This is a genomic window from Sedimentibacter hydroxybenzoicus DSM 7310, assembly GCF_013403245.1.
Taxonomy (GTDB): Bacteria; Bacillota; Clostridia; order Tissierellales; family Sedimentibacteraceae; genus Sedimentibacter; species Sedimentibacter hydroxybenzoicus.
This window is the reverse complement of record NZ_JACBNQ010000013.1, coordinates 41,519-65,005: the sequence shown is the minus strand read 5'-3', so window position 1 is coordinate 65,005 and position 23,487 is coordinate 41,519. Positions and strand designations below refer to the sequence as shown.

The 23,487-nt window shown below is 37.7% G+C and carries 19 protein-coding genes; 7 read left to right on the top strand and 12 right to left on the bottom strand.

Going from position 1 to position 23,487, the window contains the following annotated elements; translation table 11 throughout:
• Positions 1-112 precede the first annotated feature (112 nt).
• From HZF24_RS11705 to HZF24_RS11695, 3 genes are all read left to right on the top strand, one after another.
• Positions 113-652 carry an ABC transporter substrate-binding protein gene (locus HZF24_RS11705; RefSeq protein WP_179238507.1) on the top strand — a complete coding sequence of 180 codons (540 nt, stop codon included), beginning with the start codon at positions 113-115 and terminating at the stop codon, positions 650-652.
• Between the two features lie 130 nt (positions 653-782).
• Positions 783-2,489, top strand: a complete 1,707-nt coding sequence (locus tag HZF24_RS11700; protein ID WP_246346105.1) for an IS1634 family transposase — start codon at positions 783-785, stop codon at positions 2,487-2,489.
• 208 nt (positions 2,490-2,697) lie between these two features.
• Positions 2,698-3,705, top strand: a complete 1,008-nt coding sequence (locus HZF24_RS11695) for an ABC transporter substrate-binding protein (RefSeq protein ID WP_179238505.1) — start codon at positions 2,698-2,700, stop codon at positions 3,703-3,705.
• A 55-nt stretch (positions 3,706-3,760) separates the two neighbouring features.
• Here HZF24_RS11695 and HZF24_RS11690 read toward each other — a convergent pair whose 3' ends face one another.
• Both HZF24_RS11690 and HZF24_RS11685 read right to left on the bottom strand, forming a co-directional pair.
• Entirely contained in the window at positions 3,761-4,009 is a 249-nt protein-coding gene (locus tag HZF24_RS11690; RefSeq protein WP_179238504.1) for a hypothetical protein, read from the bottom strand.
• A 44-nt stretch (positions 4,010-4,053) separates the two neighbouring features.
• Positions 4,054-6,549: an S-layer homology domain-containing protein gene (locus HZF24_RS11685; RefSeq protein WP_179238503.1), complete on the bottom strand. Its 2,496-nt coding sequence runs from the start codon at positions 6,547-6,549 to the stop codon at positions 4,054-4,056.
• A gap of 202 nt (positions 6,550-6,751) precedes the next feature.
• On the opposite strand from HZF24_RS11685, the gene HZF24_RS11680 reads away from it, so the two are divergent.
• Complete coding sequence (locus HZF24_RS11680) at positions 6,752-7,417, top strand: response regulator transcription factor (RefSeq protein ID WP_281372291.1); 666 nt, start codon at positions 6,752-6,754, stop codon at positions 7,415-7,417.
• Here the strand turns inward: HZF24_RS11680 and HZF24_RS11675 are convergent.
• The 9 genes from HZF24_RS11675 to HZF24_RS11635 form a co-directional block, all read right to left on the bottom strand.
• On the bottom strand, positions 7,398-9,401 hold the full coding sequence (locus HZF24_RS11675; protein ID WP_322790739.1) for a sensor histidine kinase: 2,004 nt from the start codon (positions 9,399-9,401) through the stop codon (positions 7,398-7,400). The two genes, HZF24_RS11680 and HZF24_RS11675, sit on opposite strands and share 20 nt — an antisense overlap.
• Positions 9,402-9,736: 335 nt before the next feature.
• The gene (locus tag HZF24_RS11670) at positions 9,737-10,789 is read right to left on the bottom strand and encodes a GerMN domain-containing protein (protein ID WP_179238501.1); all 1,053 of its coding nucleotides are present in this window, start codon (positions 10,787-10,789) and stop codon (positions 9,737-9,739) included.
• Positions 10,790-10,894: 105 nt separating this feature from the next.
• Complete coding sequence (gene arcC, locus HZF24_RS11665; RefSeq protein ID WP_179238500.1) at positions 10,895-11,842, bottom strand: carbamate kinase; 948 nt, start codon at positions 11,840-11,842, stop codon at positions 10,895-10,897.
• 26 nt (positions 11,843-11,868) lie between these two features.
• Positions 11,869-12,867 carry an ornithine carbamoyltransferase gene (gene argF, locus HZF24_RS11660; RefSeq protein WP_179238499.1) on the bottom strand — a complete coding sequence of 333 codons (999 nt, stop codon included), beginning with the start codon at positions 12,865-12,867 and terminating at the stop codon, positions 11,869-11,871.
• 187 nt (positions 12,868-13,054) lie between these two features.
• A complete protein-coding gene (locus HZF24_RS11655; RefSeq protein ID WP_398442020.1) occupies positions 13,055-14,041 on the bottom strand; it encodes an ABC transporter ATP-binding protein in 987 nt (328 codons plus the stop codon).
• Positions 14,028-15,038: an ABC transporter ATP-binding protein gene (locus HZF24_RS11650; RefSeq protein ID WP_179238497.1), complete on the bottom strand. Its 1,011-nt coding sequence runs from the start codon at positions 15,036-15,038 to the stop codon at positions 14,028-14,030. The genes HZF24_RS11655 and HZF24_RS11650 overlap by 14 nt, the downstream gene beginning before the upstream one ends.
• Positions 15,039-15,064: 26 nt before the next feature.
• Positions 15,065-15,964: an ABC transporter permease gene (locus HZF24_RS11645; RefSeq protein ID WP_246346104.1), complete on the bottom strand. Its 900-nt coding sequence runs from the start codon at positions 15,962-15,964 to the stop codon at positions 15,065-15,067.
• A 4-nt stretch (positions 15,965-15,968) separates the two neighbouring features.
• Entirely contained in the window at positions 15,969-16,910 is a 942-nt protein-coding gene (locus tag HZF24_RS11640; protein WP_179238496.1) for an ABC transporter permease, read from the bottom strand.
• 119 nt (positions 16,911-17,029) lie between these two features.
• Positions 17,030-18,598: an ABC transporter substrate-binding protein gene (locus HZF24_RS11635; protein WP_179238495.1), complete on the bottom strand. Its 1,569-nt coding sequence runs from the start codon at positions 18,596-18,598 to the stop codon at positions 17,030-17,032.
• A 298-nt stretch (positions 18,599-18,896) separates the two neighbouring features.
• On the opposite strand from HZF24_RS11635, the gene HZF24_RS11630 reads away from it, so the two are divergent.
• The 3 genes from HZF24_RS11630 to HZF24_RS11620 all read left to right on the top strand — a co-directional run bounded on the left by HZF24_RS11630 (position 18,897) and on the right by HZF24_RS11620 (position 22,382).
• Positions 18,897-20,273, top strand: a complete 1,377-nt coding sequence (locus tag HZF24_RS11630) for a sigma-54 interaction domain-containing protein (protein ID WP_179238494.1) — start codon at positions 18,897-18,899, stop codon at positions 20,271-20,273.
• Positions 20,274-20,437: 164 nt separating this feature from the next.
• Entirely contained in the window at positions 20,438-21,394 is a 957-nt protein-coding gene (locus tag HZF24_RS11625) for a dimethylarginine dimethylaminohydrolase family protein (RefSeq protein ID WP_179238493.1), read from the top strand.
• 37 nt (positions 21,395-21,431) lie between these two features.
• A complete protein-coding gene (locus HZF24_RS11620; protein WP_179238492.1) occupies positions 21,432-22,382 on the top strand; it encodes a dimethylarginine dimethylaminohydrolase family protein in 951 nt (316 codons plus the stop codon).
• Between the two features lie 38 nt (positions 22,383-22,420).
• Here HZF24_RS11620 and pgeF read toward each other — a convergent pair whose 3' ends face one another.
• Positions 22,421-23,248 (bottom strand): peptidoglycan editing factor PgeF, encoded by an 828-nt coding sequence (gene pgeF / locus HZF24_RS11615; RefSeq protein ID WP_179238491.1) that lies wholly within the window; start codon positions 23,246-23,248, stop codon positions 22,421-22,423.
• Positions 23,249-23,487 lie beyond the last annotated feature (239 nt).

The window sequence follows — 23,487 nt, the reverse complement described above, 5'->3', positions numbered from 1 at the left end:
ATATTTAAAACAATTATGCCATTAGTTTTTGAGGTAATTGTCATAAATTTATCGGTAACTTTTTTTCATCACATTGAATATTATGAATAACGAGCAAAAATGGGAGGTATCTATGAAAAAATTTATTTCTTTACTGTTAGTTGTTTTACTTGTATCAGCGTTAGTCCTGACAGGATGCGAGCAAAAGCAAACGGATGTGGCAAAGGTGCGTTTAATAGAAGTAACTCATTCAATCTTCTATTCACCGCAATATGTGGCTATTGAAAAGGGGTTTTTTGAAAAACATGGACTGCAAATTGATTTAACGAACGGCGGCGGAGCTGACAAATGTATGGCTGCCATGGTAAGCGGCGAAGCTGACATTGCATTTATGGGACCGGAAGCAAGCGTATACGTTTATCTGCAGGGTCGTGAAGATTTTGCGGTTAACTTTGCACAGCTTACCCAGAGAGACGGTTCTTTTATTGTGGGAAGAGAAAAGGACGACAGCTTTACATTGGAAAAATTAAAGGGACATACGATACTTGGAGGCCGTAAGGGCGGAATGCCTTTGATGGCGTTGGAATATGCCATGAAGCAGGCAGGATTGACTCCCGGTGAGGACGTTGAAGTGAGAACAGATGTACAATTCCCTAAATTCTCATCAAAATAAAATATAGTAATCTCTCTAGTCTTGAATTAAACAACAATTCAGGATATTTTTTATGTCAAATTTAAATCTTTTTATTGTAATTCTATGTAATTCGTGATATAATTAATTAGAAAAAGAGGTGATTATGACCATGTTTCTTAAGAAAGATAAACGCCCAAATGGCAGAATCCATCTATCCATTGTTGAAGGTTACAGAGATCCCCTTACTGGAAGACCAAAACAAAGAAATGTTCAAACATTAGGGTACTTAGATGAATTAGAGAAAAAATTTAACAATCCCATCCTTCACTTTTCCGAAATTGCAAAGAAAATGACTGAGGAAGAAAAACAAAATACTCATCCTTTGACTTTTTCATTTCGGCTGAACGAAATCATAGATTCTTCCACCACCTTAAGAAAGAATCTTGGATTTGTTGTTTTAAGTTACTTTTATCATAAATTAGGTATTGATGGATTTTTAATCAATAGGCAAAGAAATTTGAATATTGAATTTTCTCTCAACAATATTTTCCAACTCCTTGTTTACTCAAGGGTTCTAAATCCATGCTCTAAGAAGGAAGCTTTTGAAACTAAGGATGATCTTTTTATGGACTTGGATATTGGTATAAATGATGTCTATAGGTCTTTAGATCATTTTAAGCGGTATAAGGATGATCTGCTTTTACATTTACACGAAATGATTAGAATACATTATGGCAGAGATACCAATAAGGTATATTACGATGTCACTAATTACTACTTTGAGATTAAAGAACCTGATGATTTGCGAAAGAAGGGCGTATCTAAGGAAAACAAGAAAAACCCAATTATACAAATGGGTTTATTGATGGATAACAACGGTTTACCAATTACATACAGACTGTTTGAGGGCAATACTAACGACTGCGAAACCTTAATGCCCGTTCTTGATAATTTAAAAGATGATTATGCCTTGGGCAAAATTATTGTAGTTGCTGATAAAGGTATGAATACTGGAGAAAATATTGCTTACAACATACTTAAGAAAAATGGTTATATCTATTCGCAAACTATTCGCGGTGGTACTGATGAGTTTAAAAAATATGTCTTGGATCAAAGCGGATACATAATACATGATGATGGTTTTAAAATTAAATCACGGGTTGTAAGTGTTAAAATAAATGTTACAAACACTGAGGATAAAACTAAAAAGGTTGATATTATTCAAAAGCAGGTTGTATTCTACAGCCCTGACTTTGCCAAACGAGCTGGACACGAAAGAGAAAAAGCTATCGAAAAAGCAAGAAAACTTATGAGTATATCAAAGAACGGGAAATTACCAGAAAAAGGTGCAGCTAAATATATTAAATCTCAATCATTAGATAAAAAAACAGGTGAAATATTTGAGTTGTCTGAAGTCCACTGGATAGATTCAAATAGAATTGCTGAGGAATGTAAATATGACGGTTACTATGCAATTGTAACCAGTGAATTAGATATGCCCAACGAAGAAATATTAGATGCTTATCGTAGTTTATGGAAGATTGAAGAAAGTTTTAAGATAACTAAAACCGAGCTAAAGACAAGACCTGTCAACGTGTCAACTCCAGAGCACATTGAAGCTCATTTTCTGACTTGTTTTATTGCTCTATTGCTTATTAGGCTCTTACAGTTAAGCACTGACAACAAATATTCAACAAGGATTCTTGTAAATGAATTGAATAAAATTTCAGGAACTTATCTTGATAAAAATTACTATATGCTTGACTATTACAGCGATATAGTTAAGGAATTTGAATCAATTACAGGTACTGACTTCTCCAAGCGTTTCATGACTTTAGGAGAAATTAAAAAAATTATTGCTAATGTTAAAAGATAGACCATAGAACTACAGGTTTATGATGAAAACAAAACCCTTACTCCCATTTGTTTTACTTGGATGTACGGGTTTTTTCTTCTTTTTTAATGAAAATTTCAAGTTAAAACAATTATGCCATTAGTTTTTGAGGTAATTGTCATAAATTTATCGGTAACTTTTTTTCATCACATTGAATATTATGAATAACGAGCAAAAATGGGAGGTATCTATGAAAAAATTTATTTCTTTACTGTTAGTTGTTTTACTTGTATCAGCGTTAGTCCTGACAGGATGCGAGCAAAAGCAAACGGATGTGGCAAAGGTGCGTTTAATAGAAGTAACTCATTCAATCTTCTATTCACCGCAATATGTGGCTATTGAAAAGGGGTTTTTTGAAAAACACGGGCTGCAGATTGAATTAACAAACGGAGGAGGAGCCGATAAATGTATGGCTGCCATGGTAAGCGGAGAAGCTGATATAGCCTTCATGGGACCGGAAGCGAGCGTCTACGTTTATTTACAGGGGCGAGAAGATCATGCGGTTAACTTTGCACAGCTAACCCAGAGAGACGGTTCTTTTATTGTGGGAAGAGAAAAGGACGACAGCTTTACATTGGAAAAATTAAAGGGACATACGATACTTGGAGGCCGTAAGGGCGGAATGCCTTTGATGGCGTTGGAATATGCCATGAAGCAGGCAGGATTGACTCCCGGTGAGGACGTTGAAGTGAGAACAGATGTACAATTTGATATGATGGCAGGTGCCTTTGCTTCAGGTGAGGCAGATTACACCACACTTTTTGAACCATTGGCTTCAACGTTTGAACTACAGGGCAACGGTTACGTGTTGGAGTCTGTAGGAAAACTGGCAGGATATATTCCATATACATGCTACAGTGCTTTGGGAAGCTATATAGAAAAAAATCCTGACGTAATTCAAAGCTTTTCAGATGCACTTTACGAGGGAATGGTATGGGTTAACGAGCATTCTGCCGAAGAAGTAGCAGAGGTTATAGCACCACAATTCCCTGATTCGGATAAAGAATTCATTGCAAAAATAGTTGAAACCTACAGAGATATCGGAGCATGGAACCCCGATCTGGTACTGGGAGAGGACGGTTACAACAGATTGATCGACATAATGAAGACAGCAGGAGAAATAGAAGAAGGCGCACCCTATGATAAAATACAAACTCCGGATTTTGCAGCAAAAGCAAAGGAAAACTACGGTAAATAAGTAACAAACCAAGAACCCGACCTCTTTAACGAAAACCGGGTTCTTGGTTATTTCTTTATTCTTTTATTGTTTGAATTGACAGCCATTGCAGAACTTCCTCCAAGGTAATCCGAGGACCGTCCTTCCAGAAAATACTCTCTCCGTTGGTATCGGGCCGGGGCAATACCTCCAGATCTCTGAGACTGTCATAGCCCTGATTTATTCTTGGTAAATGCCGGGTATCGAAAAGAATCAGATGTCCGTTACTTAGCTCAATATCCAGGGTCTGACCGTCAACAATATCAACTCTGGTTATTTGCAGCATAAAACTCACCTCATTTCAGATTATTTCAGAAATTTTTCCTTATCCTATAATCCCATATATTCTATGAAGCGTTGGAGTACTGCCGCTATTTCTGCTCTTGTGGCAGGAGCCTTCGGGTTGAAGTTGTTGTCTGGGTCTCCCTGCATTATGTTTGCGCTCCTCATTATTTCGATTGCTTCCATTGCCCATGGGCTTATGGTGCTGCCATCTGCAAAGGATTGTGCTCCTTCTCCCGAAGGAAGATAATATCTCATTGCTTTTGCGAAATTAACCAGAATTACGGCTAATTCTTCTCTCGTAACCGGATTGTCCGGTGAGAAGCTGTTATTTCCTGTTCCCATTGTTATATTGCTTCTTAAGCTCCACTCAGCATACGATCCGTAGTAGGATGACATGTCAACATCATTGAAGCTGCCCGATGTGAAGTCAAGCGCATTTATCCCCGCAAGCCTTCCAAGTGCCGTAATAAGCATACCCCTGTTCATACGTGCATCGGGAGAGAATTGCTCCGCTGAGGTTCCCGTCATTATGCCCCTGTTATATACGAATCGGATGCTGTCAAGCGCCCAATGTGTTCCCACATCATTCAACACCTGTTCTACAGGCTTTTTCGAAGTTTCTGCCGGAGGTGTCGGTACTGTTGGTGTAGCAGGAGATGTATCCTTGTCTCTGCCGCCGCCGTTGTCGTCATCGTCATCCTTGCCGCCGGAAGTAACAGGAACTATTTTAACGTATTTACTTGTAGTAAAGGTTGCAGCGGTATGGTTTGTTACTTCCTTGGCTGAATCCTTATCTTCACCGGCATAAACCTTGTATTTATAGCCGGAAGCAAATGTCGGTGCTGTGTTGAAGGCGTACAACTCTACATCCCATTCATCAAAGCTTTCAGCAGTAATAGTGCCGCCGCTGATTATAATTTCATCTCCATACAGACAGTTTGATACAATTGAAGATAGCTCCAGAGTACCATTTTTTATCTCTAAGGTTCCCCCTGCTTTCAGGCAGCAGGATTTATCTTCGCCATGCTCCATAATCGTTATAGTTCCTTTGGCATCAATGGTGATGTTCTCAGCTGAGATTCCTTGTGCCCTATCATAAATCGTCAGGCTGCCGCTGCCTTGTACGGTTATATTATTATCAGAGATAATACCGTAGTAAACAGTATAATCCTCAGATTCACCTTGATCCGCGGGTTTATTTCCTATCTGACTGCTGCCTTTTAACTCTATGGTCAGATTTTCAATTCCGCCGTACACCTCAATGGCTGCTCCGATATAGTATCCATCTGTTGGATTGTCAATTACCGCTATTTCAGCATTGTCGAGAGTGAGGGTTTTAGTGTGCGGATTATAACTGACGGTGCCGCTTCCGTCTATACCCTTCCCTTTGATATTGCCGCAATTTTCACTTGAAACCCTAACTCCACCCACGGTGAGACCATAATATTCCTTTGTGATACCTCCGACAATTCCGTATTCCTCAAGAACACCGTATAAAAAATCGTAAACCTCAGTGTAGAATGCCACTAAAGTTTCCCAATTTCCGTTACTTATTGCATCTTCGTCGTCGGTTATATTGTATTTGGTGCTAATTTCCGTAAATGCTGATTTTATTTTATTTTCAATTTCGTCGAAAGCATTCTCATCTATTTTACCGCTCTGCAATCCGACGTTTATTCTCATTGATAATAACACTACCTCATACTTAAGCTGGGCATACTCCCATGCCTCATCCTTGAAAAAAGGCTTTGCAGCATCAGCAAGCTTATCCGAAGCATCTTTGTACTCTTCAAGCAATTCATCAATTATAACTATTAAGCCATCCAGATTCTTAAGATATTTACTTATAAGACTTTCATCATCAAAATAATCTTTAAATTTTTCACCCGTTTCCATGAATTCCTCTAATGCATCCTCTATCGCTGCTTCAAAATCATCCTCATCCTCAACCTCAACATAGGCTTTGGATTTGTCATGTAAAAATCCAATTATTTCATACGGAATCTGAATTTCTAAAGACTTAATAAAAAGCTCCATGATAGTCTCCATAAACTCCTTGTCTATTATGGTAAGTTCAAAGGGCCCGGATTTTACACCGTCTTCAGGCAAGCTTCCGCCTTTGATGGTTAATGTCAGCCCTTCTGTGGTTCCCGCTGCGGTAGCAGTATTTCCCGCCAATTCAAAGGTACCTTTACCTTCATAATCAATATTAACCGTAGTACCCTTCATACTTACTCCCGTGGGCAGATTGTCAACAGTTGCGTTGTAAGTTCCTTCACCAATATTCTCAGTTTCCAACCTATATGTTACGTGACTGAACATCTCGTTATCAGCACTTTCCACTCCTTCATACAATACGCCTTCCTGAGTTCCTACGGTTATGGCTGCTCCGGTGGTTAACGTACTTATCACATACGGCTTCACAGTCTGAGTGATAGTATCATCCGATTTCCCTGTTTCGGCGTATGCCGTTACCGGCAGCATGGTTATAAGCATGCATACTGCCAATATTATGCTTATTCGTTTTCTTGTTTGTTTCATTGTTATATCCTCCTTGTTTTATTATTGATTATCTGTTATTTTTGAGGATATCAGAATTTTTTTACGTTGTGTGAAAGGTTAAGAAATCTTGACCGTTTGTTATAAAAAATTTTTTCATTTCCTTTTTTGGTGTAATGTGGTAAGATTGTACTGATAAATTGTTGATAATCGGGGTGATGTCGTGAAAACAATAAAGCTTTTGATGATAGAGGATGAGGCGGATGTGCTGGAAATCAACCGTGAATATTTTGAAGGCAGGGGATATGAGGTAGTGTGCGCCTCCACCATGGCAAAGGCGCGGTTTCTCTTAGAGGAGCATGCCCCCGATTTAATTCTTTTGGATGTGATGATGCCCGACGGCTCAGGCTTTGACTTCTGCTCCGAGCTGAGACAAAAAACAAACGCCCCCATCATCTTCCTGACGTGCAGGGACGAAAACGAAAGCGTTGTAAAGGGTCTTTTGCAGGGAGGGGATGATTACGTAACCAAGCCCTATGATTTGAATATATTGAATGCAAGGGTGGCTGCACAGCTTCGCAGATCCGGTATAATGACTGCCGGAAAAATTGAGCTTGAACCTCTTGTCATTGACTTTCTGTCAGGGGAAGCAACCCTTGACGGAGAACGGATTTCCCTCACTCAGAAGGAGCTGCAGCTTTTGGGCTGCTTTGCCCTGTTTGCGGGACGGCGTCTCAGTGTTGAAGAAATTTACCGCCGCGCATGGGGTGAGGCATCTCCCAGCGCCACTGGAACTATCAAGACCCATGTGGCCAATCTGCGAAAAAAGCTGAAGCTGGATGAGGTTGGCTGGTTTGAGCTGTCAAGCTCCGGCAGAAATGAATATACTTTCAGCAAGATACGGTATTAGTTTCACATGCAGGCAGCGTAAAAAATACGGAGGTTCCTCTTCCCTTTTCACTTTCTATCCGGATTTCGCCGCAGTGCTGCTCCACAATATGCTTACATATATATAATCCAAGTCCGGTGCCGGTATCCTGTCCGCCGGATTTTTGTTTTTTGTTGTAGCGTTCAAATACGTGGGAAAGTTGCTCTTCTGCTATCCCTGCACCCGTATCCGAGACAGAAACAAGAATTTTGTCATTTTCATTCTTTGCGGATATGGTAATTACACCGTCTGAAGTGAAACGCACCGCATTGGAAATAAGATTGACCACAACCTGTGAAATCCTTGCGGGATCGGCATAGACGGCAGGCAGACCGCTTTCTATACGAATATCAAGACGGTTGCGATTTTTGTTGAGTATTGGATAATGGGTTTCAACGGCTGTATGTATAATTTCATCCACATAGCAGCGCACAGGCTCCATGACCATACGCCCTTCCTCCATACGTGTAACGTCCAGAATCTGTCCCACCATCAGGGAAAGCCTCTCCGCTTCGGATGAAATGAGGGTCATACGACGGGATACCTCGCCGCATTCAGGTACGTTTGAATTTTGGGCAAGCTGCCTTGTTGTCTGAGCATAGCCGGACATAACCGTCAGGGGTGTTTTCAGCTCATGAGAAACATTGCCCAAAAATTCCGTTTTCAGTCTGTTTAAGCTTTCTAATGCTATTTTTTCTGCTTCTAACTTCTGCTCAGCTTCCTTTGCCTCCGCCAGCACCCTGCTGTTCATCTGGAACAGGGATACTGCCTGTGCCACAACAAATATCAGCATTGCAATTTCAGAAATAGGCACATTTGGTCCATCACCGAAAATATCACTGTACATTAAAATGTCATACAAGGCAGAAATATAAAATACCGCTATTCCGTATATTGCAGTCATTTGTTCCTTTATGGGTTTACGCATTTTCAGAAACAGAACCGTAATTCCCGGAATAATACAGGCAACAAGGAGGAACTGATAATATTTCAGCACCGACGTATAAAATAAAGAATCTCCAAACAGTACACAGACTCCATAAATACATGAACCGATGATGGCTGTATATTGAACGACCTGAAGAAATTTGCCGGATGTATACTGTGTAAGATACAGTGTAAGGAAAATAGTCAACAGTACCACACTGAGGTATTCAAGCATGAATGACAGTCTGCCGGATATGGGAAAATAAATCCATGCCTGACTTTGCAGACATTCTCTCAATGCCATAACTATACAGGCAGCAGCAAAATACAGTGTTGCCCGGGTATGTGAAAGCATCAGATAAACTCCAAGCAGCAACACAGCCGCGCATAAAAACGCACCCATAATTGCTATTCCTTTTATACGACCGAAAAAAAACGGATCCGTTTCATTCTTGCTCAGGCTCAGCTCCGCAAGTGATGCCCCTCGCTTAGCATGGTAAAATTGTGCACTGTTAAGGAGAATATCTATTTCACCGTTTACTGCAGACCCATGAAATGTAATGTTGTTTTCCCAAACCTCCGTTTCCTGCTTTGTAGTACCGGCTTGTCCTGTCTGTGCCGCGAGCTTGCCGTTTGCATAAACTCTCATAGCATGGCGTCCGGAAAGCTTAAGGGTTATTGAATATACATCTTTATTTTCGGGAACCTTCAGAACAAATCTCTGTGACAGATAGTCCGCCCTGATTTCTTCAAAATATTCCGTGCTTTCGGAAATAGCAGTATCAAAGTTTTCCGGCGTCAGGTATATGTTGGGATAATAAGCGGCTCCGGGAGCCAATTTAATAACTGTTTGCTCCAAGCTGTCTATATCAGTCAAGTCATAAATGCCGCCTTGCTCTGTGACATTGATACTCTTTTGCGGTTCGTCCTTTAAAAAATCATAATTCACAAAGACTGTCAGTACTGCAACCGTTGAAAGTGCCGCTAATATAACAGACAGCAGCTTATGATTATAAATAAATTTTTTGATATGCGGCACCTCCCTTATATGTTTGATATGTTTAATCTCTTTAATTCATTTTCTTCTATTGTATTTCCTTATGGAAAAATAAGCAAGAAAAAAAGGGACATAGCGTCCCCATAGGCTATTGACAAACTTCGTTTGCGTCATCCAGAGCGATAGCGAAATTTGCCCTGCCACTATTTCTCAGAGTCTTTTTCTGAGAAATGGCGGTAAGTAATTCACAACGAATTCTCAATGTTTGCGACCAAAGGAAGCTAAAACATTGATGAATGAGACTGAGGATCTCAGAACTTCAAAATCTGAGATTCTTCACTGCGTTCAGGATGACAAAGAACTTAGGATGACAAGAACTAATATTGATTAAATGCTGGCATTACCCCATCATCGAAATGCAAGCCCGCTTCTTCAAACGAAACTCCTTCGATATTGAATTCTACATCGGAAATTCCATACTGCTCTAAACAAAGTACAACAATCGCATTCATATCTCTGTATTCTTCTTCCGACAAATTAACAGCCCCGACACCTAAGTTAACTACAGCCGTATCACTTACAATATCTACTCCTCGTAAATTGATTCCGACAGGAATATTATTGCTCAGAACTGTTTCTTCCGGTGCCCCGCTGAACAATTTTTCCAATACGTTTTTAACAGGATTATTGAGTGATGAAGCTGAGAATGTTATAGGAACATAGTGACCCATAACCTCTGTGTCAGGTGCCTTATAGTATACTGTAAAATTAACACCGTCCCTGGAGCCGTGCAAATTAATATTTCCTCTTTCGAATGCAGTATTAATAGCGTATCCCTTTGATAATGAAGCTAAAACTTGACCTTCAACCAACAATTCGACTTTATCTATAGTGGGGAATTCAGTTAGTGTATATGTAATTGCAGAAATCATATTTTCTTCCTGCTCATAGGAAGAAGTATTTAATATGTTCTTAGTAAAATCCACTCTGCAAAGACCATCCTTTATAGCCATCCCTCTGATTTCTGTTCCTTCAGGCAGCACACCGTGAAGTCCCGAGCCTGCCAGTTTTTTTTCAGTTTCACTTCCAGCTACCATACTTCTAAGGGTAGCTTTTGCAATTCCTTCTTCCCAGTCAATTTTTGTATTAACAGGAACTACAAATCCGTTTTCATCCTCAAAATAAGCCAAAATATCTGTCACTTTAGCTTGCTCCGGATCTACGGTAACGGTTTCTATAACAGGTTCTTCGACTATTTCTTCTCCGATTGTATCTTCCACTATTTCAAAGTCAGTTAAGTTTGCAAAATCAGTTGTATCCGGATTATTTTCCTGTTTCAGCCCTACCATCATATCTAAAGTGCCACATGCGGTAATACTTAAGCTTAAGCAAACAATCATAATCAGAGATATTATCCTCTTATATGCCAATTTTCATAACCTCCTCACAGCTTTATATATATTATTATATTTAGCATGTACGAAGGTTATGATAATAATTTAATTATAATTTAAATATAAAGTTTCCCGTACATTCTACTTACATTCAATAACTGTACCGTTTTTTCCTTCTAAAGCATCTGCAACCTTATACAAAGAAGTTATTATTGCTTTCCTTCCGGGAGAAGATTTTGCAAAATTTACAGAAGCAATTACTTTTGGGAGCATACTACCCGGTGCAAAATGGCCTTCTTCAATATATTTTTTTGCATCATCTACAGTCAGATAAGATAGATCTATTTGATTTGCTTTTTTAAAGTTTATTGATATTTTTTCTACCTCAGTAAGAATCAAAAGTATATCGGCACCTATATCTTCTGCTAACCTTTCAGCAACTAAATCCTTATCTATTACTGCCGCTACTCCTTTTAGTGAACCATTCTCGCTTTCTATTACAGGAATTCCACCACCGCCACACGCTATAGGAATAGTTGTATTCAGCAATGTTTTAATAGTATCTATTTCAACTATTTGTGTTGGCATTGGTGATGGCACTACCCTCCTATAACCTCTTCCGGCATCTTCTTTAACTGTATATCCTCTTTCATGAGCTAACTTCTTTGATTCTTCTTCTGTATAAAATGGTCCAATTGGTTTCATTGGATTTTGAAAGGCCTCATCATTTTTATCCACAATAACCTGCGTTATTATACTTACAACAGGCATTGTTATATTTCGTTTTGCCATGACTTGTTTTAAGCTCTGTTGTATATGGTATCCTATATAACCCTGGCTCATAGCCCCGCATACATCAAAAGGCATTACAGGCGTTACGTCTTTGGCAGCTTCAGATGCCAGCATTATTCTTCCTACTTGTGGTCCATTTCCATGTACTATAGCGATTTCATAACCTAAATATATGATTTCTGCTATAAATTCGCATGTTTTTTTTACTACTTCTAACTGAGACTCCGCAGTAGAAGGCATATTTTTATCTTCTAAAGCATTTCCGCCTAGTGCGATAACTAATCTTTTTGGTTTCATTGCACACTCCGTATATTATAGTTACTTTAGTATCCTATAGTTGACACTATAACAGCTTTGATAGAATGCATTCTATTTTCTGCTTCATCAAATACTATAGAATGTCTGCTTCTAAATACTTCATCAGTAACTTCTCTTATATCAAATCCCAAATCTTTTTGATCATTAGCCATTTTAGTTTCAAAATCGTGAAATGCCGGTAGACAATGCATAAATTTTACATCAGTATTCTCTGTTGCTTTCAGCATTTTCATTGTAACTTTAAAAGGTGTCATAATTCTTACCTTTTCCGGTATCTGTGATTCTTCTCCCATTGATGCCCATACATCTGTATAAATAACATCCGCTCCCTTTAGAGCTCCTGCATCATCAGTTATTTCTATGATGGCACCGGTATAGCTGGCAACCTCTTCGACTTTTTTAATCATTTCTGAATCTATTTCATTAAACAGTTCCTTTGGCCCATATGCAACATAGTGCATTCCCATTTTAGCACAGCCGTACATCCAAGCAAACGACATATTATTTCTTATATCACCCGTAAATACTAATTTCACTTTATTAAGCGGTTTTGCAACATGCTCTTCTATAGTCATCATATCAGCCAGTATTTGTGTGGGATGATCTACATCAGTCAGTCCATTCCATACAGGCACTCCAGAACATTTTGCTAGTTTTTCTACAACCTGCTGCTCATATCCCCTATATTCTATTCCATCATAAAATCTTCCCAGTACTTTTGCCGTATCCTCCAATGATTCTTTTTTGCCCATTTGCGAACTTCCTGAATCCAAGAATGTAACATGAGCTCCTTCCTCTAACGCTGCAACTTCAAATGCACATCTTGTTCTTGTTGATGTTTTTTCAAACAGCAATACAATATTTTTCCCTTTTAACAGGTAATTGCTGATACCAGCTCTTTTTTTTGCTTTTAAGTCATGAGCAAGATCCAAAATATACCTTATTTCTTCAGGTGTTAAATCCATTAGTGTTAAAAGACTTCTTCCTTTTAAGTTAACTGACATTTTACCTTCCTCCTAAAAAATATATATAATACCAAACATCTATAAAAATAATAAACAATTGAAATTAGCAATATGAAACCTCATAAAGAGATTCTAATTCTTAAAATACGATTATTTTCAATATCATAATTGCAAGTTTTCCGGTAACTTATAACGCCATAACAGACAATAAATAGTATTTTTTCATTTACTTTTCTACTTTATTTTTTTCTACCAAAAAACATGAAACAAAATGTTCATAGGAAACTTCCGTAAGATTTGGATCCTCCTGGATACACCTGTCAAAACAAAAATCACATCGTTTTGCAAACCTACATCCAGGCTTTACGTTAATAGGACTACTTACTTCTCCTTTAATAAGAGCAAATTCTTCATCCCTCTTTGAAATATCCGGCTCTGGTATTGCCTTTAGCAATGCCTTTGTATATGGATGCATCGGATTTTGGAACAATTCGTCCGAAGATGCCATTTCCACACATTTACCAAGATACATAACCATTATTTTAGTTGAAATATGCTTAACTACACTTAGGTTATGAGTAACAAACATATATGTAAGACCCAGCTCCTCCTCCAAATCCATCAAAAGATTCAGAATTTGAGCCTGAATTGAAACATCCAATGCAGAAACCGGCTCGTCGCATACAATAAATTTGGGATTTAACGATAATGCTCTGGCAATTCCTATACGCTGGCGGCGCCCGCCATCAAGTTCGTGAGCATATGAGCTTGAATATCTTCTTGCCAAACCTACTAAATCCATAAGCTCCGCTGCACGGTTATAAGTATCAATTTTATTTTTATATACCTTATGTATAAACATATATTCAGCTATTATATCTATAACCGATTTACGTGGATCAATGCTTGAATACGGATCCTGAAAAATTATCTGAAGATCTTTTCTCATCTCGCGCATTTTTCCCGCACTTATCTTAGTTATATCACTTCCATTATATAAAATTTGACCTGATGTTGGCTCAATCAGTCTAAGTATAGTTCTTCCAAGAGTACTTTTGCCACATCCGGACTCTCCTACCACCCCTACAGTTTCTCCGGGATATATTTTAAGATTAATACCATCTACAGCATGAAGCCTTGCACCGCCATTTAATTTAAACAGTTTTCTTAACCCTATGGTTTCTATTAACGGAGTTGATTTATTGTTTTTCACTTTTTCCCTCCTGCTTGTCCCTACGTAATTTGCCATCAAACAAATGGCATTTCAGGGAATGAGTTTCGTCAAATACGGTATTTGGATGTACTCTAATACATATGTCCATACAATATTTGCACCTTGGAGCAAAAATACAGCCTTCCGGCAGATTTGTTGGGTCAGGCATCAATCCTGGAATAGAGTTCAGCCTTTTTGTTCTGGAAGAAAGGTTGGGAATAGAGCCAAATAGACCTTCAGTATACGGATGATGATCCTCTCCAAGAAATATATCATGAACAGTACCCGCCTCAACAATTTCTCCTGCATACATAACTGCCACGTCGTCACATATTTTTGCCACAACTCCCAAGTCATGGGTTATCATTAGCATTGATGTTCCCAAACGATTTCTAAGTTCCTTAATCATCATCAACACCTGTGCCTGTATTGTAACATCAAGTGCGGTAGTTGGTTCATCAGCAATAAGAAGCTTAGGCTCGCATGCAAGTGCCATGGCTATTACAACCCTTTGCTTCATACCTCCAGAAAACTGGTGAGGATATTCAGTCTTTCTTGATGGAAGTATTCCTACCATTGTAAGTTTTTCATCAATGCGTTTTTCTATCTCCCCTTTACTCAGTCCTTCATTATGCATTATAATAGCCTCTGCAATCTGGTCCCCTACGGTCATAACCGGATTAAGACTTGTCATAGGGTCCTGAAAAACCATAGCAATCTGTCCCCCTCTTATTTCACGTATTTCATGCTCATTCATCTCAAGGAGGTTAGTGCCTTCAAATTTAACATTTCCACTTGTTACCTTTCCCGTATTTTCCGGCAGCAATTTCAATATTGACAAAGCAGTTGTAGTTTTGCCTGCTCCGGTTTCTCCTACCAAACCTAGAGTTTTTCCCTTCCCTATTTTAAGGTTGATACCATTAACAGCCTTAACAGTTTCTAGGTCCGTTTTATAAATAACCGACAAATCATCTATATCTAAAATCAATTCGTTCATAATCATATCCTTTCTACTTAAGTAAGCTAAGATTTTAAATGTGGGTCAAGTGCATCTCTCAGTCCGTCACCTATGAGGTTCACGGAACACGCAGTCAAAACGATTGCCATAGCCGGGAAAAACAGCAAGTGAGGAGAAGTACGCATAAACTCCCTTGCCTCTGAAAGCATCAATCCCCATTCAGGAGCCGGAGGTGGCATCCCCAAACCTAAAAAACTTAATGTAGACTCGTACAATATAATCTTAGAAACGTTAAGTGTAGTATTTACGATTATAACTCCCATAGCATTAGGCAGAATGTGAGATGCTATAATTCTTGCACTGCTTGCACCACCGGCCCTTGCAGCTTCAACATAGTCAAGTTCTGCAAGATTAAGAACCTGTGAACGAACCAGCCTCACATAATTTGTAAAATATGCTAATGTAAGTGCAACCAGCAAATTGACAAAATTAGCACCAAGGGCAAATACCACAGCCATGGTAAAAAGAATATCAGGTACGGACATAAAAATATCCAATGATCTCATAATAATACTATCTATTTTACCTCCGAAATAACCGGCAATAGCTCCTAGTGCACTGCCTATTATACATGAAGAAATAGTAGATAGGATAGCTATAAGTATAGATGTTCTGCCTCCATGCACTATACGGGCAAACACATCACGACCATAAGAATCTGTCCCGAACAAGTGTGCTAAAGAAGGACCTTGAAGCTTGTTAGCAAGATTTTGCTTTGTAGCCGCTGTATAGGGCGCAATAAAATCTGCAAATAACAGAATCATTAAAATAATCACAAGCATAACCAACCCGATAACGGCACCTTTGCTTTTTTTAAACCTTCTCCATATTTCTTTTGTTTGACTTTGTTTTTTAAATGATATACCGCTATTTCTCATAACGTTGTCCATTGTAGTATCCTTCATATCTTTATCCCTTCATTCTTGCATACTTAGCCTTTATTCTCGGATCTATATATGCATATATTACATCAACCATTAGCATAACAATTGTAAAACAAACTGCAATTAATATTGTTCCGGCGATAATAACAGGTTCATCCTTATATGTTATCCTATCTACAATCAAACTTCCGATACCAGGAATAGAAAACAGCTTTTCCGCAACAACTGCTCCTGCTATAAGCATTCCAAGATTTAACCCTATATTAGTTATAATTGGTAACATGGCATTCTTTAGAGCATGCTTCCATATAACTATTTTTTCAGGCGCTCCTTTAGCTCTTGCTGTGCGAACAAAATCCTGTCTAATTGATTCCAGCATAGAAGACTTGGTAAATCTTAAGTTCATTGCAGCTGGCGGTATAGAAATGGTAAGTGCAGGCATTATATAATTACTGAAGGATGTAATTCCGTATGATGGAAGTAAATTAAGCTTAAGAGAAAATACAAAAAGTAGAATCATTCCTAGTACGAATGAAGGTACTGCGGCTATTAAAAATGCAAAAATGGATGGAACTGTATCCCATAAAGAATACTGCTTTACTGCAGCATATATTCCCAAAGGTATTCCTATTACAGAGGATAACACAACACCCATTAAGGCCAAATTTATGGTTACGATGTACCTTGGCCATATTTCTGCGAAAACAGATTGCCTAGTAAAATAAGATATTCCAAAGTCTTGTTTTACTACCATATTGTAAATATAATTAAAATATTTCTGAAGAAACGGTAGGTCATATCCTAACTCATGATTAAGCTTGTCTATATCTGCTTGGGGAGCTGATGAACCAAGCATTGCACGGGCAGGATCTCCCGGTGTTATATTCATTACGAAATAAATAATAAACACAACTCCCAAAACCGTAGGTATAAGAAATAGTATCCTTTTTATAATATATCTATACATTTTTGTCTCCTAACTTTTCTTATATATTCATCAGCATCTCCTCAGCTATTCTTAGGAGATGCTATGAATATCCTAATACATTCCGCAAATACCCTTATTAGTACATAGTATGCTTTTAATTATTTCCAGCTGAATGTACGTATCTTATAGAATGAAGGAACAGGAGTTCCGATTTCCAGATTAGATGCCCACACAGTAGGTACAGGCTTTGACAGGCAAGGCAGCAGAGTCGCAGAATCCATAGTAATCGACCATAACTCCCTGTAATATCCGACGCGTTCATCTACATTAGATGTAGAAACACCTAGATCCACAAGTTCTTCAAGACGTTTCCAGTTAAACGGACCATCCTTGTACTTAACAATATACATACCTACCGATTCACTGTGAACCATTTGTCTTATATTATTGAAATCAAAATTATTGGAATCAGCATATATACAAATATCATAATCCTGATCATACAACCTAGGTAATACCACGGCAGATTCCATTACAGATACAGCAGAGGTTATTCCCACATCAGCAAGATTTGCCTGCAGAACCTGTGCCATCTTTGCCTTGTCACCTGTACTTGCTCCATAAGTAAGAATAGTTCCCACATCTACTCCGTCAGGATAACCTGCTTCTGCTAAAAGTAGTTTCGCCTTCTCAGGATTGTACTCATATGTTTCAAATCCGTCCTTAGGTGAAGTAGCAACATATTCCGGAGGCATATAGTAAGGTGTCTCTACACCGTAACCGTTACATGCAGCGGAATTCATATCCTTTTTATTTACAGCATAGAATATTGCTTGTCTTACCTTGTCATTAACAAGAATATTATTGTTCGTAGGGGACAAATAGTTTACGCCTAAAAACAATACGTCATTACCCTTAGTTAATGAGTGATTTTCACCAGAAGCCTTAACCAGCGATTCCCAGTCTGTCAGAGGAGCATCCTCTAAATAATCAAGCTCATGGTTTTCAAAAGCTATTACTGCGGCAGCATCATCAGATATAACTCTATACTCAATTTTTTTAATAGCCGGTGAACCTCTCCAATAATCTTCAAATGCATTAAGCTTTATGTCCGTTGCTACATTATATTCAGTTACATAATATGGACCTGTACCAGCTTTGTGCGGTATAGTACCAAACTTGTCTCCCTGTTCCAATACTTCTTTCTCGCTGGAAATCTTTATGCTGAAAAAAGTATGATCAATTGCAGAAAAAGGAGTTTTTAAAGTTATTTTTACAGTATTATCATTGATTTCAACAACATCTTCAATCATAGACGTTACATAATTAAATCTTGGATTTTTCATTGCTCTCTCATAACTGAACACGACATCAGAAGCTTTCATAACTTCCCCGTTCTGGAACTTTACTCCATCCTGCAGAGTAATAGTATATTCCTTCTGATTGTCACTAAGGCTTACTTCCTTAGCCAGTTCCTTATAATAGCCGCCCTTTGCCTCATCCATTCCATATAGTCCTTCAAACATTTGATGCCATACCTTAACAGCACGTAGACTTGTAGATTGCTCCCAATCGAGTGATGGTATAGAATCATTTACTCTGAGTCTAATTGTTCTTTCCTCAGGAGACAGGTTGTCGTTCTGTGATACAGAATTTCCTGCACAGCCTGAAATTAATCCCGCAACCATTAAAACTGTTAAAACGATTGCCACAAATCTTTTATTCATACAATTTCCTCCATATTATTTAAGTTTTTGTTATGGTGTTAAGTCTAACTTTCCTCCTTTTGTTATGTAAATAATTTTCACTACTAACTAATCATATGCAATTTCCGTACCAACAATCAAACTATAAAATATAGTTATTTATATTAATTCCGACAGAACACAGACAAAAAATATACTTTATTATTATAATACTTGTTATTCATAAATAACAATGTTAAAAAATTGACATATCATAATATACCTTGACAAATCAACGTTTTTGATATAGTATTAACATTAATAATCAAGGAGAAAAGTCATGCTGAGAAGATATGTGGAACAGATTTTAAGTATATATAATTATATAGATGGTGTTCTTGTTACTAATAACAAAGGGATAATCGAGTATTACACAAACTTTAGGCAGGATATAAATAATTTAGAGGAAAAAGATGCTATAGGAAAACATGTATTAACTGTATATCCCACATTGACGGAAGAAACAAGCAGTGTTATGAGGGCACTTAAAACCGGAAAATCTATATTTAACGAATTTCAATCTTTAGTTTCTTATAAGGGACAAACGATAAATGCTATAAATTCGACACTTTTAGTAAAGCATAACGAAGATATAATAGGAGTAGTAGATGTCTCCAGATATGTGGATGACTGCTACCAACGTCAGGATATAGTGCTGTCAATTAAAAACAATGAGCAGAAAAAATCCTTGTATACTGTTGATGATATTATTACAAATTCCCCTACATTAGATAATATTAAGGAAAAAATCAAGAAAGTCGCCCAGACGGACTCCACAGTTTTAATTTATGGAGAAACCGGAACGGGAAAGGAGTTAGTGGCCCAATCTATACACACAAGCAGCAATCGTAAAAACAAACGATTTGTGTCTCAAAACTGTGCATCTATACCATCAACTCTCTTGGAAAGCATTCTGTTCGGTACAACAAAAGGAAGTTACACCGGAGCCGAAAACAGACCCGGATTATTTGAAATAGCTAATGGAGGAACCCTATTTCTGGATGAGATAAATTCAATGGAAATAAGTGTACAAGCCAAAATACTTAAAGCAATTGAAGAAAAAAAAATTACCAGAATAGGTGGAATTGAAGCCATAAACACGGATGTAAAAATTATTTCCGCTATAAATGAGGACCCTTCAGTATGTCTTAAGGAAAAAAAACTGCGAGAGGATTTATTTTACAGACTCAGCGTTGTTCAATTGGATTTGCCTTCTTTAAGGGAAAGAAGACAAGATGTAAATTACCTTACAAAGTATTTTATCGACTATTTTAACAACAAAATGAACAGAAATATAATTGATATATCTGAAGAAGTGGAAGATATTTTTCAAAAATACAACTGGCCGGGAAATGTCAGAGAGCTTAGGAATATTATAGAAGGCGCCTTTAATTTAACATCATCTCGGATAATTCAAAAAAAGGATCTGCCGGAATACATCTATAAAATTCCAGTTAATAACTGCAATTTTGAGATAGACAATGATATTTCGCTGAATGAAGCAGTTCATAATTATGAAAAAAAATTAATTATAAATGCAATAAAAAAATCAGATAAATTTACAGATGCAGCAAAAAAACTTAAGATAACAAAGCAAAACCTATACTATAAAATGGAAAAATATGAATTAGATAAAGATAATTTATGTTTTAAGTAAAGTATTACTTTACAAATTAGTAAAAAATTTTTTACTAATTTTTTTTTGCCCCTTAAAATATTAGCAGACCATACTAAAACAAAAATTTCAGGTTGTGTTTTACATATGGCACAGAAATTGCATGATATGAAATTAAGAAAAAGAAAATATAAGGAGCAATTACAATGAATAAAGAAGCGGTAAAAAAAGATATAGACGCTATTGCCGGAGAGCGCTGGTTCCCAAAAGAATCGTATTTTGGAGATGATATTGAGATTTATTGGGGAAAATGGGGAGTATGCTCGGAAGTAGATGACTTAAAATCCGTACTAATGTACAGACCCGGAAAGGAAGTAGAAAAATTCAACGCAAATGAAGTAAGATTTTCAGATGAACCTATTGATGTGGAGCTAATGAGAAATCAGCATGACAACCTTGCCCAAATATACAGAAATCACAATATTGAAGTATATTACGTGGAGCAACAGAGAGAAGACAGACCTAACGCTGTTTTCTGCAGAGATTTAATGTTTATGACCCCAGAAGGAGCAATAATTACAAGACCGGGTATGTCTGCCAGAAGGGGAGAAGAAAGATATATCGCGGAGGCTCTCGCTAAACTGGGAGTCCCTATATTAAGAACAATTAACGGTGACGGCATATTTGAAGGTGCAAATGCTATGTGGGTTAATAGAAAAACCGTAGTTTTATCAACCAGCAGCAGAACTAATAAAAGCGGATATGAACAAGTAAAATACGAGCTTGAAAAAATGGGAGTAGATAATATTATACCTATGCAGATTCCCTATAGTAATATACATATAGACGGCATTATGAACATGGCCAGTGAAGAAATAGTAATGATTCATGCTTCGCAGGTACCATATGATGTATGCGATGCCCTGAAAAAATGTGGATGCAAAATATTGGAAGCTCCTTCTACCACTGAAGTACGTAGTACATTTGGCTGTAATTTTGTAGCATTGAAGCCGGGTTTGATAGTTATGCCGGAAGGTAATCCCAGAAGCCAGGAGCTTCTCGAAAACAACGGTATAAAAGTTATAACCGTTGACGTATCTGAAATTATGAAGGGTAAGGGAGCAATACACTGTGTCACGGCATTTTTAAAAAGAGGACAATAGCTGCTATACAACTTAAATTTAAGAAGGAGTCATTACGATGAATAAAGACATAGTTAAAATAGATACTGATGCTATTCCCGGTGAACGCTGGTTCCCAAATGAAAACAGCTTTAAGGACGAAATAGATCTTTACTGGGGTGATTGGGGAGTAGCTTCCGAAGTTGAAGATTTAAAAGCTGTTCTAATGAGAAGACCCGGAAAGGAAATAGAGAATTTCGATTATAAGGAAGTGCGATTTAAAGAGCCCATAAACGTGGATTTATTTAGAAAACAGCATGATGATTTAGCTGAAATTTACAGTAACCACGGTGTTAAAGTTTATTATGTTAAAGAACAAAGAGGGGACCGTCCTAATGCTTTGTTCATGAGAGACCTGGTTTTTATGACTCCTGAGGGAGCAATAGTAACAAGACCCGCAATTGCTGCCAGGAGAGGCGAGGAAAGATATGCAGCCAAAGCTCTTTCTGATTTAGGAGTTCCTATACTTAAAACCGTTACAGGAAACGGAACCTTTGACGGAGCAATGGGTCTATGGATTGACAAGCACACTGTTGTACTGGCTTCAGGTGTAAGATGCAACAAAGACGGATACCAACAGGTTGAGTACGAATTGAAAAGAATCGGCGTAGATAATATTATACATATGCAAATACCTTACGGTCATGCACATATAGATGGGCTGCTAAACATCGCCAGCAATGACACTGCTATGATTCACGCCTCACAAGTTCCATACGATGTTTGTGAGGCTTTAAAAAGGAAAGGCTTCAAACTGTTAGAAGCCCCATCACAAACTGAAGCAAAAGAAACCTTAGGAATCAATTTTGTAGCTATAAAACCTGGATTAGTTGTCCAGCCCGAAGGAAATCCAAGGTGTAAGGAACTACTTGAAAACAACGGCATAAAAGTTATCTCCACAGACTTCTTCGAAATACTAAAGGGCTGGGGTGCTATTCACTGTGTAACCGCATTCTTAAAAAGAGGTTAGAATAATTAAGTTTCTATTGAATGTAAACTACCACACTTCTATAAGGGTGGTAGTTTTTTCATCATTAGCAAGCCCGTCATTAAACCTCTTTTTCCACCCTGTCCTCTGTGTGAAAAAAGCAAATCATTTCGGCACTTAGTGCAAATGCCTGATATTTCGATGTTTTCTCCCCTTAGTCCTTCTTTTAATAATAAATATTTATTGATTTCCCACAGATTGAAGTAATATTTAATTCCCTTCGTATCCATGAAATCCATAAAGCTTTCATCTGTTGCAACGAATAAATCCTTCACATCCTCATCAACCTCAAAACATTCTTTGCAAAGAGACGGTCCTATGGCTGCTTTAATATCCTTCGGATCTGAATTAAAGTCGTTAATAAATGCTTTAACCATAACCCCTCCGATATTTTGAACGGTGCCTCTCCATCCTGCATGAGCTAAACCGATAACCTTCTTTATGGGATCATATAAAAAGACAGGTGTGCAATCCGCATGGAAGGACATCAACGTTAAATTTGTTTTGTCCGTATAAATACCGTCTATATTCTTTATGTTATTTTCGATTCCCTCTGTAAAAATTCTTCCCTTATGCTCCTCCGTTACATACATAATATTATTTGTATGCGTCTGATGAGTTTCAACTATGTCGTCAACGTTCAGGTTAAGCCTTTCAGCCATTATTTCAATGTTCCTTTTAACATTTTCATCATTATCCCCGGTGCTGAATCCTATGTTCATAGAAGCAAAAGAACCTTCGCTTACTCCTCCCGCTCTTGTAGTAAAGCAGTGGAAAATATCATCATATTCTTCAAAAGACGGAAATGTTATATATTTAAAATCCTGAATTTCATTTATATTGTACATAGCAGCTCCTTTTCACGATTGATAATCAATTGATATGCAGTTGTTAAACAATTGATTAGCTATTGATTATTACTATCCACAGTAATTTCTTAAAACCATCGGTTTATGTCACTCCGAACGTCAAAGAAGTATATTAATAAGTATATCATATGATTTTTTTATTGTATATGTGTAAAAATATGATAAAATATGTGTAACCTCAATTTGTGTTAATTTTATAAAATTTGAACAAGTCAGTT

Coding starts and splice junctions, on each gene's coding strand:
- HZF24_RS11630 (WP_179238494.1), top strand. CDS start 18,897: ATGCTGAGAAGATATGTGGAACAGATTTTAAGTATATATAATTATATA.
- HZF24_RS11685 (WP_179238503.1), bottom strand. CDS start 6,549: ATGAAACAAACAAGAAAACGAATAAGCATAATATTGGCAGTATGCATG.
- HZF24_RS11645 (WP_246346104.1), bottom strand. CDS start 15,964: ATGAAGGATACTACAATGGACAACGTTATGAGAAATAGCGGTATATCA.
- HZF24_RS11625 (WP_179238493.1), top strand. CDS start 20,438: ATGAATAAAGAAGCGGTAAAAAAAGATATAGACGCTATTGCCGGAGAG.
- HZF24_RS11695 (WP_179238505.1), top strand. CDS start 2,698: ATGAAAAAATTTATTTCTTTACTGTTAGTTGTTTTACTTGTATCAGCG.
- HZF24_RS11640 (WP_179238496.1), bottom strand. CDS start 16,910: ATGTATAGATATATTATAAAAAGGATACTATTTCTTATACCTACGGTT.
- argF (WP_179238499.1), bottom strand. CDS start 12,867: ATGTCAGTTAACTTAAAAGGAAGAAGTCTTTTAACACTAATGGATTTA.
- arcC (WP_179238500.1), bottom strand. CDS start 11,842: ATGAAACCAAAAAGATTAGTTATCGCACTAGGCGGAAATGCTTTAGAA.
- HZF24_RS11705 (WP_179238507.1), top strand. CDS start 113: ATGAAAAAATTTATTTCTTTACTGTTAGTTGTTTTACTTGTATCAGCG.
- HZF24_RS11620 (WP_179238492.1), top strand. CDS start 21,432: ATGAATAAAGACATAGTTAAAATAGATACTGATGCTATTCCCGGTGAA.
- pgeF (WP_179238491.1), bottom strand. CDS start 23,248: ATGTACAATATAAATGAAATTCAGGATTTTAAATATATAACATTTCCG.
- HZF24_RS11690 (WP_179238504.1), bottom strand. CDS start 4,009: ATGCTGCAAATAACCAGAGTTGATATTGTTGACGGTCAGACCCTGGAT.
- HZF24_RS11700 (WP_246346105.1), top strand. CDS start 783: ATGTTTCTTAAGAAAGATAAACGCCCAAATGGCAGAATCCATCTATCC.
- HZF24_RS11680 (WP_281372291.1), top strand. CDS start 6,752: ATGATAGAGGATGAGGCGGATGTGCTGGAAATCAACCGTGAATATTTT.
- HZF24_RS11650 (WP_179238497.1), bottom strand. CDS start 15,038: ATGAACGAATTGATTTTAGATATAGATGATTTGTCGGTTATTTATAAA.
- HZF24_RS11635 (WP_179238495.1), bottom strand. CDS start 18,598: ATGAATAAAAGATTTGTGGCAATCGTTTTAACAGTTTTAATGGTTGCG.